The sequence below is a fragment of the Pseudomonas koreensis genome, assembly GCF_036668835.1.
GTDB lineage: Bacteria > Pseudomonadota > Gammaproteobacteria > Pseudomonadales > Pseudomonadaceae > Aquipseudomonas > Aquipseudomonas koreensis_I.
The window spans coordinates 29,546-45,476 of the sequence record NZ_JAZEVW010000013.1; the positions used below are offsets into that span (position 1 = coordinate 29,546).

15 protein-coding genes and 1 pseudogene are annotated in these 15,931 nt (G+C 54.7%); 15 read left to right on the top strand and 1 reads right to left on the bottom strand.

Features of this window, described 5'->3' with window-relative positions:
- Position 1 precedes the first annotated feature (1 nt).
- The 10 genes from rplO to bfr all read left to right on the top strand — a co-directional run bounded on the left by rplO (position 2) and on the right by bfr (position 7,217).
- Positions 2 to 439: a 50S ribosomal protein L15 gene (rplO, locus tag V6F91_RS25400; RefSeq protein WP_003228720.1), complete on the top strand. Its 438-nt coding sequence runs from the start codon at positions 2 to 4 to the stop codon at positions 437 to 439.
- Positions 440 to 1,768: a preprotein translocase subunit SecY gene (gene secY / locus V6F91_RS25405; RefSeq protein WP_090286770.1), complete on the top strand. Its 1,329-nt coding sequence runs from the start codon at positions 440 to 442 to the stop codon at positions 1,766 to 1,768.
- A gap of 27 nt (positions 1,769 to 1,795) precedes the next feature.
- Positions 1,796 to 1,912 (top strand): 50S ribosomal protein L36, encoded by a 117-nt coding sequence (gene rpmJ, locus V6F91_RS25410; RefSeq protein ID WP_002555468.1) that lies wholly within the window; start codon positions 1,796 to 1,798, stop codon positions 1,910 to 1,912.
- A gap of 130 nt (positions 1,913 to 2,042) precedes the next feature.
- A complete protein-coding gene (gene rpsM / locus V6F91_RS25415; RefSeq protein ID WP_003186020.1) occupies positions 2,043 to 2,399 on the top strand; it encodes a 30S ribosomal protein S13 in 357 nt (118 codons plus the stop codon).
- A 30-nt stretch (positions 2,400 to 2,429) separates the two neighbouring features.
- Entirely contained in the window at positions 2,430 to 2,819 is a 390-nt protein-coding gene (gene rpsK, locus V6F91_RS25420; protein ID WP_002555466.1) for a 30S ribosomal protein S11, read from the top strand.
- Positions 2,820 to 2,837: 18 nt separating this feature from the next.
- Positions 2,838 to 3,458: a 30S ribosomal protein S4 gene (gene rpsD / locus V6F91_RS25425; protein ID WP_003176404.1), complete on the top strand. Its 621-nt coding sequence runs from the start codon at positions 2,838 to 2,840 to the stop codon at positions 3,456 to 3,458.
- Between the two features lie 22 nt (positions 3,459 to 3,480).
- The gene (locus V6F91_RS25430) at positions 3,481 to 4,482 is read left to right on the top strand and encodes a DNA-directed RNA polymerase subunit alpha (RefSeq protein WP_003186012.1); all 1,002 of its coding nucleotides are present in this window, start codon (positions 3,481 to 3,483) and stop codon (positions 4,480 to 4,482) included.
- Positions 4,483 to 4,524: 42 nt separating this feature from the next.
- On the top strand, positions 4,525 to 4,911 hold the full coding sequence (gene rplQ, locus V6F91_RS25435) for a 50S ribosomal protein L17 (RefSeq protein ID WP_003176402.1): 387 nt from the start codon (positions 4,525 to 4,527) through the stop codon (positions 4,909 to 4,911).
- 234 nt (positions 4,912 to 5,145) lie between these two features.
- Entirely contained in the window at positions 5,146 to 6,600 is a 1,455-nt protein-coding gene (locus V6F91_RS25440; RefSeq protein WP_332769313.1) for a catalase, read from the top strand.
- Positions 6,601 to 6,749: 149 nt separating this feature from the next.
- A complete protein-coding gene (gene bfr, locus V6F91_RS25445) occupies positions 6,750 to 7,217 on the top strand; it encodes a bacterioferritin (RefSeq protein ID WP_016772947.1) in 468 nt (155 codons plus the stop codon).
- A gap of 65 nt (positions 7,218 to 7,282) precedes the next feature.
- Here the strand turns inward: bfr and uvrA are convergent, their stop codons facing one another.
- Positions 7,283 to 10,117, bottom strand: a complete 2,835-nt coding sequence (gene uvrA / locus V6F91_RS25450) for an excinuclease ABC subunit UvrA (RefSeq protein ID WP_090286766.1) — start codon at positions 10,115 to 10,117, stop codon at positions 7,283 to 7,285.
- A 191-nt stretch (positions 10,118 to 10,308) separates the two neighbouring features.
- On the opposite strand from uvrA, the gene V6F91_RS25455 reads away from it, so the two are divergent.
- The 5 genes and pseudogenes from V6F91_RS25455 to V6F91_RS25475 all read left to right on the top strand — a co-directional run bounded on the left by V6F91_RS25455 (position 10,309) and on the right by V6F91_RS25475 (position 15,442).
- Entirely contained in the window at positions 10,309 to 11,700 is a 1,392-nt protein-coding gene (locus V6F91_RS25455) for an MFS transporter (protein ID WP_090286764.1), read from the top strand.
- A 15-nt stretch (positions 11,701 to 11,715) separates the two neighbouring features.
- A complete protein-coding gene (locus tag V6F91_RS25460; protein ID WP_042610650.1) occupies positions 11,716 to 12,237 on the top strand; it encodes a single-stranded DNA-binding protein in 522 nt (173 codons plus the stop codon).
- 131 nt (positions 12,238 to 12,368) lie between these two features.
- Positions 12,369 to 12,581 (top strand): annotated as a pseudogene (locus V6F91_RS27630) (site-specific integrase); the annotation flags it as partial.
- Positions 12,582 to 12,963: 382 nt separating this feature from the next.
- Complete coding sequence (locus tag V6F91_RS25470; protein ID WP_332769321.1) at positions 12,964 to 14,856, top strand: patatin-like phospholipase family protein; 1,893 nt, start codon at positions 12,964 to 12,966, stop codon at positions 14,854 to 14,856.
- A 55-nt stretch (positions 14,857 to 14,911) separates the two neighbouring features.
- Positions 14,912 to 15,442, top strand: a complete 531-nt coding sequence (locus tag V6F91_RS25475) for a hypothetical protein (protein WP_332769323.1) — start codon at positions 14,912 to 14,914, stop codon at positions 15,440 to 15,442.
- Positions 15,443 to 15,931: the final 489 nt, after the last annotated feature.

Genomic DNA, 15,931 nt, shown 5'->3' on the forward strand with positions numbered 1-15,931 from the left:
GATGAAACTCAATGATCTGAGTCCAGCGCCGGGTTCCCGTCGCGAAAAGCATCGTCCGGGCCGTGGTATCGGTAGTGGTTTGGGCAAGACTGGTGGCCGTGGCCACAAAGGTCAGACCTCCCGCTCCGGTGGCACCATTGCTCCAGGCTTTGAAGGCGGTCAACAGCCGCTGCATCGTCGCCTGCCGAAGTTCGGTTTCGTTTCTCTGAAAGCCATGGACCGCGCAGAAGTGCGTCTGTCCGAGCTGGCCAAGGTGGAAGGCGACATCGTCACCGTGCAGTCCCTGAAAGATGCCAACGTGATCAACGTCAACGTACAGCGTGTGAAAATCATGCTGTCCGGTGAAGTGACTCGCGCTGTCACTATCGGCAAGGGAATCGGCGCCACCAAAGGTGCGCGTGCGGCTATCGAAGCAGCTGGCGGCAAGTTCGAGGAATAAATGGCTAAGCAAGGTGCTCTCTCTGCGCTCGGCAAAGGCGGTATGTCTGAACTCTGGGCTCGTCTGCGTTTTCTGTTCCTGGCGATTATCGTCTACCGAATAGGCGCACACATCCCGGTTCCAGGTATCAACCCGGACCGACTCGCAGACCTGTTTCGACAGAATGAGGGGACCATTCTTAGCTTGTTCAACATGTTCTCCGGCGGTGCGCTGGAACGGATGAGCATCTTTGCATTGGGGATCATGCCGTACATTTCGGCATCGATCATCATGCAGTTGATGACCGCCGTCAGCCCACAGCTGGAGCAGTTGAAGAAGGAAGGTGAAGCTGGCCGTCGCAAGATCAGCCAGTACACCCGCTACCTCACCGTCGCTCTCGCTCTCGTTCAGGCCATTGGCATGTCCATTGGTCTGGCGGGGCAGGGCGTGGCGTTCACTGGTGACTTAGGCTTCCATTTCGTCGCGGTAACCACATTTGTGGCTGGTGCGATGTTCATGATGTGGCTGGGTGAGCAGATTACTGAGCGTGGTGTTGGCAACGGTATCTCGATGTTGATTTTTTCGGGTATCGTCGCCGGTCTTCCGAGAGCAATCGGGCAGTCTTTCGAGTCTGCGCGTCAGGGTGATATCAATATTTTCGCCCTGGTTGCCATCGGTTTGTTGGCAGTAGCGATTATCGGTTTCGTGGTGTTCATTGAGCGTGGTCAGCGTCGTATTGCTGTTCACTACGCCAAGCGTCAGCAGGGCCGTAAGGTCTTCGCTGCGCAGACCAGCCACTTGCCGCTGAAGGTGAACATGGCCGGTGTTATCCCGGCTATTTTCGCGAGCAGCATTTTGCTGTTCCCGGCTTCGCTGGGTGCCTGGTTCGGTCAGTCTGAAGGTATGGGCTGGTTGCAGGACATCTCGCAGTCGATCGCTCCTGGTCAGCCGTTGAATATTCTGCTGTTTAGTGCAGGGATTATTTTCTTCTGCTTCTTCTATACGGCGTTGATGTTCAATCCGAAAGACGTAGCGGAAAACCTGAAGAAGTCCGGTGCCTTTATTCCGGGCATTCGTCCAGGTGAGCAGTCTGCGCGCTACATTGATGGCGTTCTGACCCGCTTGACCCTGTTCGGTGCTCTTTACATGACGGCCGTGTGTCTGTTGCCCCAGTTTCTGGTGGTTGCGGCAAACGTACCGTTCTACCTTGGCGGGACCTCGTTGCTGATCGTGGTCGTGGTTGTGATGGACTTCATGTCCCAAGTACAATCGCACCTCGTTTCGCACCAGTACGAATCCCTGATGAAGAAAGCCAACCTGAAGGGTTACGGCAGCGGCATGTTGCGCTGAGTACCCATAAGGTTCGAGGAGTTGGTGATGAAAGTTCGTGCATCGGTGAAAAAGCTGTGCCGTAACTGCAAGATTATTCGCCGCGAAGGTGTTGTTCGAGTAATTTGCAGCGCGGAACCGCGTCACAAACAGCGCCAAGGCTGAGTGTGATTGTGCTTCAAGCCCGGTAGCTAGTGCGCTACCGGGTTGATTATTTGTTATTACAGCGATATTATCTCGCGCCCTATTTCTTGGCTTCCGGGGCGTAGGTAGCTGTCAATTGGAGTCCCACTGAATGGCCCGTATTGCAGGCGTTAACATTCCAGATAACAAGCATACTGTTATCTCGCTGACCTACATCTATGGTGTTGGTCGCACTACTGCGCAGAAGATCTGTGCAGTGACTGGGGTAAACCCAGCAGCAAAGATCAAAGATCTGAGCGACGAGCAAATTGAACAGCTGCGTGGCGAAGTGGCGAAGTTCACCACTGAAGGTGACCTGCGTCGCGAAATCAACATGAAAATCAAGCGCTTGATGGACCTCGGTTGCTATCGCGGTCTGCGTCATCGTCGTGGTCTGCCAGTACGCGGTCAGCGTACCAAGACCAACGCGCGTACCCGTAAAGGTCCGCGTAAGCCGATCCGCAAGTAATCGCCCCAGCGAATCGACAGGAATTTAATCATGGCAAAACCTGCTGCTCGTCCTCGTAAAAAAGTTAAAAAGACAGTGGTTGATGGCATCGCCCACATCCATGCATCTTTTAACAACACCATCGTGACCATTACCGACCGTCAAGGTAACGCTCTTTCCTGGGCTACCTCCGGTGGTTCGGGTTTCCGCGGTTCCCGCAAGTCCACCCCGTTTGCTGCTCAGGTAGCTGCTGAACGTGCTGGTCAAGCTGCGCTGGAATACGGCCTGAAAAACCTCGACGTCAACGTCAAGGGTCCAGGTCCAGGTCGTGAATCCGCAGTCCGCGCTTTGAACGGCTGTGGCTACAAGATCGCCAGCATCACCGACGTGACGCCAATCCCGCACAACGGGTGCCGTCCGCCGAAGAAGCGCCGCGTGTAATCCAGGAGATTGTAAAGAATGGCTCGTTACATTGGTCCAAAATGCAAACTCGCTCGTCGCGAAGGCACCGATCTCTTCCTGAAGAGCGGCGTGCGCGCGATCGAATCGAAGTGCAACATTGAAGCAGCACCTGGTATCCACGGCCAGCGCCGCGGTCGCCAGTCCGATTACGGCACCCAACTGCGTGAAAAGCAGAAGGTCCGTCGTATCTACGGCGTTCTCGAGCGTCAGTTCAGCGGCTACTACAAAGAAGCTGCTGGCAAGAAAGGTGCAACCGGTGAAAACCTGCTGCAACTGCTCGAATGCCGTCTGGACAACGTTGTATACCGTATGGGCTTTGGTTCGACTCGTGCCGAATCCCGTCAGCTGGTATCGCACAAGTCGATCAGCGTTAACGGTCAGACCGTAAACGTTCCGTCGTATCAGGTTCGTGCTGGTGACGTGGTTGCAGTTCGCGAGAAAGCAAAAAACCAGCTTCGCATTGTCCAAGCTCTCGATCTGTGTGCCCAACGTGGCCGCGTAGAATGGGTAGAAGTAGACACTGAGAAGAAGTCGGGCGTTTTCAAGAACGTTCCTGCTCGCAGTGATCTGTCCGCCGACATCAACGAAAGCCTGATTGTCGAGCTCTACTCCAAGTAAGGGCTAGAAAATAGGTGCATCCATGCAGATTTCGGTAAATGAGTTCCTGACACCCCGCCACATTGATGTGCAGGTTGTCAGTCCAACCCGCGCCAAGATCACTCTCGAGCCTCTCGAGCGTGGTTTTGGCCACACCCTGGGCAACGCGCTGCGCCGCATCCTGTTGTCCTCAATGCCCGGCTGCGCAGTAGTCGAGGCCGAGATTGACGGTGTGCTCCACGAGTACAGCGCCATCGAAGGTGTACAGGAAGACGTAATTGAAATCCTGTTGAACCTTAAAGGTCTGGCCATCAAGCTGCACGGTCGTGACGAAGTTACGCTGACCTTGTCGAAGAAGGGTTCGGGGGTGGTTACCGCTGCCGATATTCAGCTGGATCATGATGTCGAGATCGTTAATCCCGATCACGTAATCGCTAACCTGGCGTCTAACGGCGCCCTGAACATGAAGCTCACCGTAGCTCGTGGTCGTGGTTATGAACCAGCCGACTCGCGTCAGAGCGATGAAGACGAAAGCCGCAGCATCGGTCGCTTGCAGCTCGACTCTTCGTTCAGCCCGGTTCGCCGTATCGCTTACGTGGTGGAAAACGCCCGTGTCGAACAGCGTACCAACCTGGACAAGCTGGTTATTGATCTGGAAACCAACGGTACTCTGGACCCTGAAGAGGCTATCCGTCGCGCTGCAACCATTCTGCAACAGCAGTTGGCTGCGTTCGTCGACCTCAAGGGTGACAGTGAGCCAGTGGTTGTCGAGCAGGAAGACGAGATCGATCCGATCCTGCTTCGCCCGGTTGACGATCTGGAACTGACTGTACGTTCGGCTAACTGCCTTAAGGCGGAAAACATCTACTACATCGGCGACCTGATTCAGCGTACCGAAGTAGAGCTGTTGAAGACTCCGAACCTGGGCAAGAAATCCTTGACTGAAATCAAGGACGTTCTGGCCTCCCGCGGTCTGTCCCTCGGCATGCGCCTCGACAACTGGCCGCCTGCAAGTCTTAAGAAGGACGACAAGGCGACTGCCTGATCGTCGTAATCACCGAACGTAGTGTTTGGTAAGGAATGAACCATGCGTCATCGTAAAAGTGGTCGTCACCTGAGCCGCACCAGCTCGCACCGCAAGGCCATGTTCCAAAACATGGCGGTGTCGCTGTTCGAGCACGAGCTGATCAAAACTACTCTGCCAAAAGCCAAAGAACTGCGCCGCGTTGCCGAGCCGCTGATCACTCTGGCCAAGACAGATAGCCTGGCTAACCGTCGTCTGGCTTTCGACCGTACTCGTTCGAAAGCTATCGTTGGTAAGCTCTTCAACGACCTGGGCAAGCGTTACGCTACCCGTGAGGGTGGCTACCTGCGCATCCTCAAGTGCGGTTTCCGCGCTGGCGACAACGCGCCTATGGCGTACGTCGAGTTGGTTGATCGTGCTACTGCCGGCGAAGCTGTATCTGCCGAGTAAGACGTCAGTCTGAAACAAAGGACCGGGCCTAGTGCCCGGTTTTTTGTGCCTGCTAGAAATGCGCGGTTTGTACAAGTTTCTGACACAGTCGTAATGCCACTATGTGCGGTGGGACTTAATTAGTAATTATCTATCGACTTCTACAAGTTAATGAATTTGTGGCTGTCGCATCGATGATCAATACTCCCCACCAAGCCTTAGCCGGCAGTTCAAGACTGAGAGGAAGAAGACCGCATGAGCCAGACCAAAACGCTTACAACCGCCAGTGGCGCACCTGTCGCCGACAACCAGAATTCTCGCTCCGCCGGCCCACGCGGTCCGTTGCTGCTCGACGACTTTCATCTGATCGAGAAGCTTGCCCACTTCAACCGCGAAAATATCCCTGAGCGCCGCGTCCATGCGAAGGGCTCGGGTGCTTATGGCACCTTCACCGTCACCCGTGATATCACCGAATTCACCAGCGCCAAGCTGTTCGAAACGGTCGGCAAGCAAACCCCGACGTTCCTACGCTTCTCCACCGTGGGTGGTGAACGCGGTTCGGCCGACACCGAGCGCGATCCACGTGGTTTCGCGCTGAAGTTCTATACCGAAGAAGGTAACTGGGACATTGTTGGCAACAACACGCCGGTGTTCTTCATTCGTGATCCGCTGAAATTCCCTGACTTTATCCACACGCAAAAGCGTCTGCCGCAAAGCAATCTGAAAAGCGCGCAGATGATGTGGGATTTCTGGTCGCACTCGCCTGAGGCGCTGCATCAGGTGACGATCCTGTTCTCGGATCGCGGCATTCCTGATGGCTACCGTCATATGCACGGCTTCGGCAGCCACACCTTCAGCCTGATCAGCGCCAAGGGCGAGCGTCACTGGGTGAAGTGGCATTACAAGACCCAGCAGGGCATCAAGAATCTTGCGCCAGCAGATGCTGCACGCTTGGCTGGCACCGATCCGGACTACGCCCAGCGCGACCTGTTCGAAGCGATCGAACGCGGTGACTTCCCGAAATGGCGCGTGTGCATCCAGATCATGACTGAAGCCCAGGCGGCTGCGCATTACGAAAACCCGTTCGACGTGACCAAAACCTGGTCGCAGAAGGAATTCCCGCTGATCGAAGTCGGTGAACTGGAGCTGAACCGCAACCCGCTCAACTATTTTGCCGAAGTCGAGCAAGCCGCGTTTGGCCCAAGCAACATGGTGCCAGGTGTTGGTCTCTCGCCAGATCGCATGCTGCAGGGTCGTGTGTTCGCTTACGCCGACGCACACCGCTACCGCGTCGGCACCAACCACCAGCAACTGCCGGTGAACGCCCCACGCAGCCAGGTGAACACCTATCAGCGCGACGGCTCAATGGCTTTTGGCAGCAACGGCGGTGCGGCGCCTAACTACGAGCCGAACAGCTACATCGAATCGCCTAAGCAAGCTCCGCACTATGCTGAACCTGCGCTGGCCTTGAGTGGTGCGGCCGATCGTTACGATCACCGCGAAGACACCGATTACTACAGCCACGCCGGTGCACTGTACCGCTTGATGAGTGAAGAGCAGAAAGCGCTGTTGGTGAGCAACATAGCCGGTGCGATGGCCGGGGTTTCGAGTGATGTCGTGGACCGTCAGTTGCAGCATTTCTACAAAGCCGATCCGGCGTATGGAGACGCAATCGCAAAGCTGCTCAACGTACAGCTTAACGAAGTCTAAACGAGAAGCAGAACCGCCCTCATTTGGGCGGTTTTTGCGTTATTTAGCCTGCTTTTCTCAGATATTCTTCGCTTTTATTGCGCGCGGCGGGTGACCTTCCGGTCAGGTTGGTTCAAACTACAGACTTTCAAGCAGGGAGATGTAGGGCGATGCAAGGCCACCCAGACGTAATCGATTACCTCAACACGTTGCTGACCGGCGAACTGGCCGCGCGTGACCAATATTTTGTTCATTCGCGGATGTATGAGGACTGGGGGTTCACCAAGCTCTACGAGCGAATCAACCACGAGATGGAAGAAGAAGCAGGCCACGCCGACGCGCTGATGCGGCGAATTCTGATGCTCGAAGGCACGCCGCGTATGCGTCCGGATGATCTGGATGTGGGCACCACGGTGCCAACCATGCTCGAAGCGGATTTGCGCCTCGAATACAAGGTTCGCGCTGCCCTGTGTAAAGGCATCGAGCTGTGCGAGCAACACAAGGATTACGTCAGCCGCGAGATCCTGCGGGTGCAGCTCAACGACACCGAAGAAGATCACACCTACTGGCTGGAAAAACAGTTGGGTCTGATCAAGCTCATTGGTCTTGAGAACTACCTGCAATCCCACGCGTCCTGATTGCCACCGATGTAAAAAAGCCCCTGTCACTTCAACAGTGACAGGGGCTTTTTCATGCCTGGCGTTTACGCCCGGTCGCGGATCAACAGCGGTTTGAGATAATGGCCGGTGTGAGATTGCTTCATCTCGGCCACTTCTTCCGGCGTACCGGTGGCAATGATCTGCCCGCCCTTGGAGCCGCCCTCTGGACCAAGATCCACCAGCCAGTCGGCAGTCTTGATCACATCAAGGTTGTGTTCGATCACCACCACCGTGTTGCCATGATCGCGCAGGCGATGCAGCACATCGAGCAATTGCTGAATATCCGCGAAGTGCAAACCGGTGGTCGGCTCATCGAGGATGTACAGGGTTTTGCCGGTATCGCGCTTGGATAGCTCGCGAGACAACTTGACCCGCTGCGCTTCACCGCCCGATAGCGTGGTCGCCGACTGCCCGAGCTTGATGTACGACAGGCCCACATCCATCAGCGTCTGCAGCTTGCGCGCCAGCGCCGGTACCGCGTCGAAGAATTCGCGGGCTTCCTCGATGGTCATCTCGAGGGTCTCGTGAATGCTCTTGCCCTTGTATTTGATCTCAAGGGTTTCGCGGTTATAGCGCTTGCTCTTGCACACGTCGCACGGCACATAGATGTCAGGCAGGAAGTGCATCTCAACCTTGATCAGGCCATCGCCCTGGCAGGCCTCGCAACGGCCGCCCTTGACGTTGAACGAGAAACGCCCTGGCCCGTAGCCGCGCGAACGCGACTCCGGCACGCCGGCAAACAGTTCGCGAATCGGCGTGAACAGCCCGGTATACGTTGCCGGGTTGGAGCGCGGTGTACGGCCGATCGGGCTCTGGTCGATGTCGACGACCTTGTCCAGATGCTCAAGGCCTTTGATGCTGTCATGTGCGGCTGCTTCCAGCGTGGTCGCACCGTTGAGCGCGGTGGCGCTCAGTGGGAACAGCGTGTTGTTGATCAGCGTCGATTTGCCCGACCCGGATACACCGGTCACGCAAGTCAGCAAGCCGATCGGAATGTCCAGATCAACGTTGCGCAGGTTGTTGCCGCGTGCCCCTCTGAGCGACAAATTGAGCTTCTTGTTGCGCGGCGTGCGCTTGGCCGGCACTTCGATCTTCACCCGACCGGACAGGTATTTACCGGTCAGCGAGTCCGGGTGGGCCATGACTTCGTCCGGGGTACCTTCGGCGACGATCTGCCCGCCGTGTACGCCGGCGCCAGGGCCGATATCGACGACATAGTCAGCCAGACGAATCGCGTCTTCGTCGTGCTCGACCACAATCACCGTGTTGCCAATATCACGCAGGTGCTTGAGGGTGCCGAGCAGGCGGTCGTTATCGCGCTGATGCAGGCCAATGGACGGTTCATCAAGAATGTACAAGACGCCCACAAGACCCGCACCGATCTGGCTGGCCAGACGAATTCGCTGCGCCTCGCCACCGGACAGGGTGTCGGCGCTGCGATCCAGCGACAGGTAATCGAGCCCGACGTTGACCAGAAACTGCAGACGCTCGCGAATCTCCTTGAGGATCTTGTCGGCGATCTCACCGCGGCGGCCGGTCATCTTCAGATCGGCGAAGTACTCGCAGGCATCGCCAATCGGCAGGTTGGTCACGGCCGGCAGGGTTTTCTCGCCTACCCACACGTGTCGCGCTTCACGACGCAGTCGGGTGCCGCGGCAATCCGGGCAAGCCTGGTGGCTGAGGAACTTGGCCAATTCTTCACGCACGCTTGCCGACTCGGTCTCGCGGTAGCGGCGCTCGAGATTAGGCACGATACCTTCGAACGGGTGCGAACGCTTGACGATATCGCCCCGGTCGTTGAGGTATTTGAAGTCGACATTCTGCGAACCGCTGCCGTGCAGGATGTTTTTCTGCTGCTCGGCGGTCAGTTCGTTGAAGGGCTTGTCGAGGCTGAACTTGTAATGCGAAGCCAGCGAGCCAAGCATCTGGAAATAATAGACGTTGCGCCTGTCCCAGCCACGGATCGCACCTTCGGCCAGTGTCAGCTCACCGTTGACCAGGCGCTTGATATCGAAGAACTGCTTCACCCCCAGGCCATCACAGGTCGGGCAGGCGCCGGCCGGGTTGTTGAAGGAAAACAGCTTGGGTTCCAGCTCACTGATCGCATGGCCGCAGATCGGGCAGGCAAAGCGCGCGGAGAAGATCATTTCTTCGCCGGGCTCGTCATCCATCGGTGCCACCAGGGCAATGCCGTCGGCCAGCTTCAACGCGGTCTCGAACGACTCGGCCAGACGCTGTTGCAGATCGGCGCGGACCTTGAAGCGGTCGACGATCACGTCGATCGAGTGCTTCTTTTGTTTATCCAGCTTCGGCAGTTCGTCGAGTTCGCAGATGCGCCCATTGACCCGTGCGCGGACAAAGCCCTGCGCGCGTAGTTCTTCGAAGACCGACAGGTGCTCGCCTTTGCGCTCGCGGATCACCGGCGCCAGCAGCATCAGCTTGCTGCCTTCCGGTTGGGCCAGCACCAGATCGACCATCTGGCTGACGGTCTGCGCTTCCAGCGGAATGTCGTGATCCGGGCAGCGCGGCGTACCGACGCGGGCATAAAGCAGGCGCAGGTAGTCGTAGATTTCGGTGATGGTGCCGACCGTGGAGCGCGGGTTGTGCGAGGTCGACTTCTGCTCGATGGAGATCGCCGGCGACAGGCCTTCGATGGTGTCGACGTCGGGTTTTTCCATCATCGACAGGAACTGGCGGGCATAGGCCGACAGCGATTCGACATAGCGGCGCTGACCTTCGGCATACAGCGTGTCGAATGCCAGGGACGACTTGCCGGATCCGGACAGGCCGGTGATGACAATCAGTTTGTCCCGTGGCAGGGTCAGGTCGATGTTCTTCAGGTTGTGGGTACGGGCCCCACGTATCAGGATCTTGTCCAAAGTGGCCTCGCTCGGCGGGCGTCGAAAACGTAGGAGTATACGGCCAAATACTGGATGGATGCACACTATCAAACGAAGGGCGTTTTACCGTTCATGAAGAGAGTTTCATCTATACGCGTCATAGCGTCGCGATATACCCCGTCTTCCGATGGGACTGGTAGAATCGCCGCCGGTTCACACGAGGTTTTTCCATGCACGATCCCCACAGCGAACGCATGAGTGGCAGCGAGACCCGCGCGGCGAGCGGTCTGGCCCTGGTGTTCGCCTTCCGTATGCTGGGCATGTTCATGGTGTTGCCGGTACTGGCGACCTATGGCATGGATCTGGCGGGCGCGACCCCGGCCCTGATCGGCCTGGCGATCGGCGCCTACGGCCTGACCCAGGCGATTTTCCAGATTCCGTTCGGGATCATTTCCGACCGTATCGGCCGCCGTCCGGTGATTTATCTGGGACTGATCGTTTTCGCCCTCGGCAGTGTTCTGGCCTCGCAGGCCGATTCGATCTGGGGCGTGATCGCCGGGCGGATCCTGCAAGGCGCCGGGGCCATTTCCGCAGCGGTGATGGCGCTGCTGTCCGACCTGACCCGCGAACAACATCGCACCAAAGCCATGGCGATGATCGGCATGACCATCGGCCTGTCGTTCGCCGTGGCGATGGTGGTCGGGCCGTTGCTGACCCGTGCGTTCGGGCTGTCGGGTCTGTTCCTCGCCACTGGCGGCATGGCGCTTGTCGGTATCCTGATCATCATGTTCATGGTGCCGCGCTCCACCGGGCCACTGCAGCATCGTGAATCCGGGGTAGCGCGGCAGGCATTGCTGCCGACGCTCAAGCATCCGGACCTGCTGCGCCTCGACCTGGGCATCTTTGTGTTACATGCCATGTTGATGTCGAGCTTCGTCGCCTTGCCGCTGGCACTGGTGGAAAAAGCCGGCCTGCCCAAGGAGCAACACTGGTGGGTCTACCTCACCGCGCTGGTGATTTCCTTCTTCGCCATGATCCCTTTCATCATCTATGGCGAGAAGCGACGCAAAATGAAACGAGTTTTGCTCGGCGCCGTCATGACACTGATGCTGACTGAACTATTCTTCTGGCAGTTCGGCGACAGCCTGCGCGCTCTGGTGATCGGGACGGTGGTGTTCTTCACCGCGTTCAATCTGCTGGAGGCTTCGTTGCCGTCGCTGATCAGCAAGGTTTCACCGGCGGGCGGCAAGGGCACGGCCATGGGCGTGTACTCCACCAGCCAGTTCCTCGGATCGGCACTCGGCGGGATACTCGGCGGCTGGCTGTTTCAGCATGGCGGTCTGTCGGTTGTGTTCCTTGGATGTGCCGGGCTGGCTGCACTTTGGCTGGCCTTTGCTGTTACCATGCGCGAACCTCCCTACGTGACGAGCCTGCGCTTGCCGTTGTCGCCCGAAGCGATCCGCGAAGCGGGTCTGGTCGAGCGTCTCAAGGCCCTCGTAGGGGTAACGGATGCAGTGATAGTCGCTGACGAGGCGGCTGTTTACATCAAACTGGACAAAGAATTAGTGGATCGCGACACCCTCGAACGCCTGGTGAACAACCCGGCCGGGGCTGCGTGCTAAGCCTAGGAGAACGTTATGGCCCGTGGGGTTAACAAAGTCATATTGGTCGGCACTTGCGGCCAGGATCCCGAAGTTCGCTACCTGCCTAACGGTAACGCCGTGACCAACCTGAGTCTGGCCACCAGCGAACAATGGACCGACAAGCAAACCGGTCAGAAGGTCGAGAAGACCGAATGGCACCGTGTTTCGATGTTCGGCAAGGTTGCCGAGATCGCCGGCGAATACCTGCGCAAGGGTTCGCAGGTATACATTGAAGGCAAGCTGCAGACCCGTGAATGGGAAAAAGACGGTATCAAGCGTTACACCACTGAAATCGTGGTCGACATGCAAGGCACCATGCAACTGCTCGGCGGCCGTCCACAACAGGGCGACCAGCAAGGCGGCGGCAACAACTACCAGCAGCAGGCGCCACGTCAGCAGGCTCCACGCCCGCAGCAGTCGGCACCGCAGCAACGTTCGGCGCCACCAGCTCCACAGCAGGCCGCACCGCAACCGGCTCCGGATTTCGACAGCTTCGATGACGATATTCCGTTCTGAACCGCAGCTTTTACAGAACCGTAAACATTTGAAGCGAGGCCATTGATTTGGCTTCGCTTTTTTATTGTTTACAGACTTTTGCGAGGTAAGAGCTACATTTTTAAGCGTTTACCTTTCGAAGGTGTAAACAAATGACTCTGAACCCGTATGCGGTAAAGATGATTGTCTTGGGCTCTGGGGAGCGCTTGCCTGTGCTGATCGCTCTGGCCTCCGGTGCGCCCTTATTCGAGCCCTCCGTTTACGTCCTCAGCCAGATTCGGGCGAACAACAAAGCGAGTAATACGATTGAGCTGTTGAGTTCAATCATTGTATTGCAGCTATTCCTTGGATCGAGTCAGCTTGACGGTATCGGCGGAATCGAAAAGGAAGTGTCTTGGTCTTGGAGAGCTTGCCTGGTTCTTAAGGCTTCCTTTCAATTATCCGTTGAAATAAACATTCTAACCACACCTAATTCCGTTCTCAGGACTGGGCACGATATCTTGTTGCTGCAGCGATACTCAAATTGCTGAAAATTCGGGGTGATGAATTGGTGTTCGGTACCAAACTCTTAGCCCGATCAGTTAACCATTTTCAAAATTTGATGTAACGAGCCCGAATGGTCGTGATGGCAATTTGCTAACGCGCTGGTTAGAATCGCTTAGGAGTATCTCCGTGATGTCAAGACGACGCCAAGATGTAGTAGCGGTCTTACTCACTCTTCGAGAATTATGGAAGTGCGGTTAACTGATGAACATAGGATTTGGAAAACTCTTTAGCAGCGAGGCAGAGGCAGGTTTCCCGCCGGAAATTCTCGCCGTGCCTAGACCCGTTTTTCTGGCTTTGCAAGGCGGCGGAGCAAAGGGGGTTGCTCACGTAGGGGCAATTGCTGCAGTTGAGCGGTTCCGATTCGAGGTTCGAGGCATTTCTGGAACGTCTGCAGGGTCAATGGTTGCTGCTCTTGTTGCGTGTGGTTATAGCTCGGCAGAGTTGGTGGATGCCGAGCAAAAAACGCACATTTTTTCAACGCGAGGCGAAAAGCTATCGTTCAAGAAACCGACCGATATATTCACGGAGGATGGTTGGGCCGCCATCTTTAAGGTACGAGCTATTTTAACAGAGCACCCCTCCTGGCTTAAGTTCATTAAAAAAATGGTGATGAGGCCTAGAGGTGGCATTGCCTTGGCTCTGCTCATCAGGGGGATGAGATCTTCTGCGAGTTTTTTGATTGCAGCATTGGCTATTTATCTTGTGTCGAAATGGGGTGTTAGCTATTCGGTTCCCACTTTTCTGTTGATGATTATTGTTGTCGCTAGTCTTATTGCGTCGGTCGGACGCAAGGTGAAATGGGTCTATAAGAAGGGGGTCCTCGCACTTGGCGGTGTGTGCGATGCACAACATGTCTCTGATCTTATAGACCAGGCAATTGTGCTAAAGCTCAAGGAGCACGGATATAAGGGCGACGGGCAGATTACATTTAGGGATTTGTCTAATCTTGCTGTCAGCCATCCTTTGGCAAATATAAAACCGCTGAAGATCGTGGCGACAAATGTAGCTCATGAGTGTTTAGAACTGTTTTGTGTCGACCGTACTCCCGATGTCAAAATTGGTGACGCAGTAGCTGCTTCTGTTTGTCTTCCTGTAGTTTTTAAGCCGTGGAACCTTTCATTCAAGCGATGTACTGAGCATGGTAGTGAAGAAATTGATGGTCAGTTTTTAGATGGTGGTTTGGTTTCAAACTTGCCAGCGTGGCCATTCGACGAGGAAAGATTGCTGGATCCCGCTGCCGGTACGATTGCGTTCAGTATCGAGTCGAACGAGGCCGTCGAGAAAAAACACTGGACTATGGCCATAGTTGGCTCAGTGGTGAATGGGTCAAGCTTGGTACACACGCGGGCAGCTGGTAGTGCTCTAAAAATCCCGCTGAAGCCAAAGATTGACATGATGCAGTTCGATGTCTCAGAAGATGACGTATTCGACATTGTAGCTGAAACTAAAGTCAAGGTTTATGATCGTATTTATACCGCTATCGATCAGGCCGGAACATTGGAGGATGCTGCCAAAAAGTTTTACCTCTACTTCACCGAGCAGATAAAAAATTTCTATTCGGGGTGGCTGATGGGTGATCCGAACGCTGTCGTTCGTCTTTCGATAGCTGCTGAGAGAGGAGGCAGCATGAACTCTTTAACCAGTATGTTTGCTGAAGGGTTTGATTTCGGAGATCCCGCAGCAAAACTAACACGCAGATCTGACTGCTGGATATTCAAACCATTTTCTGAAGAGGATATTTTGGCTCACCCTGGCGTTAAATTCAGCCGGGATTGTGATGGGAACTTGAGTTGGATCTTCCACGACTTAGGAAGAAAAGCGCATGATTCAGAGATATTCATGGGGGAGCGAGTATGGCGAAGTGCCAAGTGGATGGCATGCTTTCCTATTCATCGACCCTCATCACAAAATAAGCGTGTCCGTCAATGTGTTATTGTAATTGAGTCTGATGCCTATTGGTTGGGGGCGCGCGGTGGAGCTGAGGCGGAAAGTAAACTGATTGATTTCATGAATCGTGCATCTCAGTTGATAAAGGAATACGATTCTGACTTTGATATCATGGACTGTGTTCAGGGAGAGAATACATGGTTATGAATAAATTTCTGCTTCGCGATGTGGTGGTTAGTAACTTTGGCGTAGAGGTTGAGCTATGAAAAACACTGCTTTTTATCGAGGGGTAAAACGATCTAAATTATTGAAGGATTTAGATGAAATGGGTTGGAGTGCGTGGGTCGCGAGTGGAAAAAAGGAGGAATTTGATCAGCTCGCCCAAGACGCGGACTCAATCTCTAGAGTCGAGGTTAAACACGGTAGAGTGGCGGGCTATGACTCATCTCACTATGTTGTTGATCACAATGTTCCAAGCTTCAAGACAGGTGTTCTCGAGTATCTTGGAAAAATGGAGGTGAACTCCGAGGATGTACCAATTGAGCTAATTTTGAAACAGTTGGTAGAACCTTTGATGGATCAAGTGATAGTGCAGAGATCTGTTTATAGTTACGAGGATGGTACGCAGATTTGGAGTGTTCGTCCGAAGCTGAAGGTCCGACTTAGCGGAGAGCATAAAAGAAGTGTCCTTCACGTGGCTACTAAATTTTCGGATGGAGTATTGAGGTTCTATTTGGTTTCCCCTACCTTGGAAGAGTTAAATAAATTGCGGCTGTTTCACAGTGGTCTTTAACGAGTAGCATCAAGCTGTCGCGGCATGCGCTATCATGTGATAGCTACGAAGTGCGGCGGTTTGTGTCGGTTGAAGATACTAGGTGTTACATGCCAGATAATGAGAAAACTGAATGTCGAGCTTGGCCAGTGCCAAATCGACTGTGCCTATTATAAAATCTAGTGTGTGCAGTTTGTTGCTAAATTTTGATTGGTGCCGATTTCAGCTTGATAGACAGTATGCATCATGCTTTACAGTGTGCTTTCGTGCTGATGCCAATCGTATTGGCATGATATTTATATCAATCCAGAACTATTTTTATAAAAGTGCATGTGGATTGGTTTTCTTTGCTGTCACTAGTTGTGTGGTTTTTTGAACTTTTCTCGTCTCTTTAAGTTGTGGCTTATCTAAAGTAGTAAGTTCTTAAGCGTAGCTATTGATTTGGCTTTGCTTTTTTATTCATCGGAGATTTTTGCGGTTTAAGGACTATATTTGTTTAGCGTTTACCTC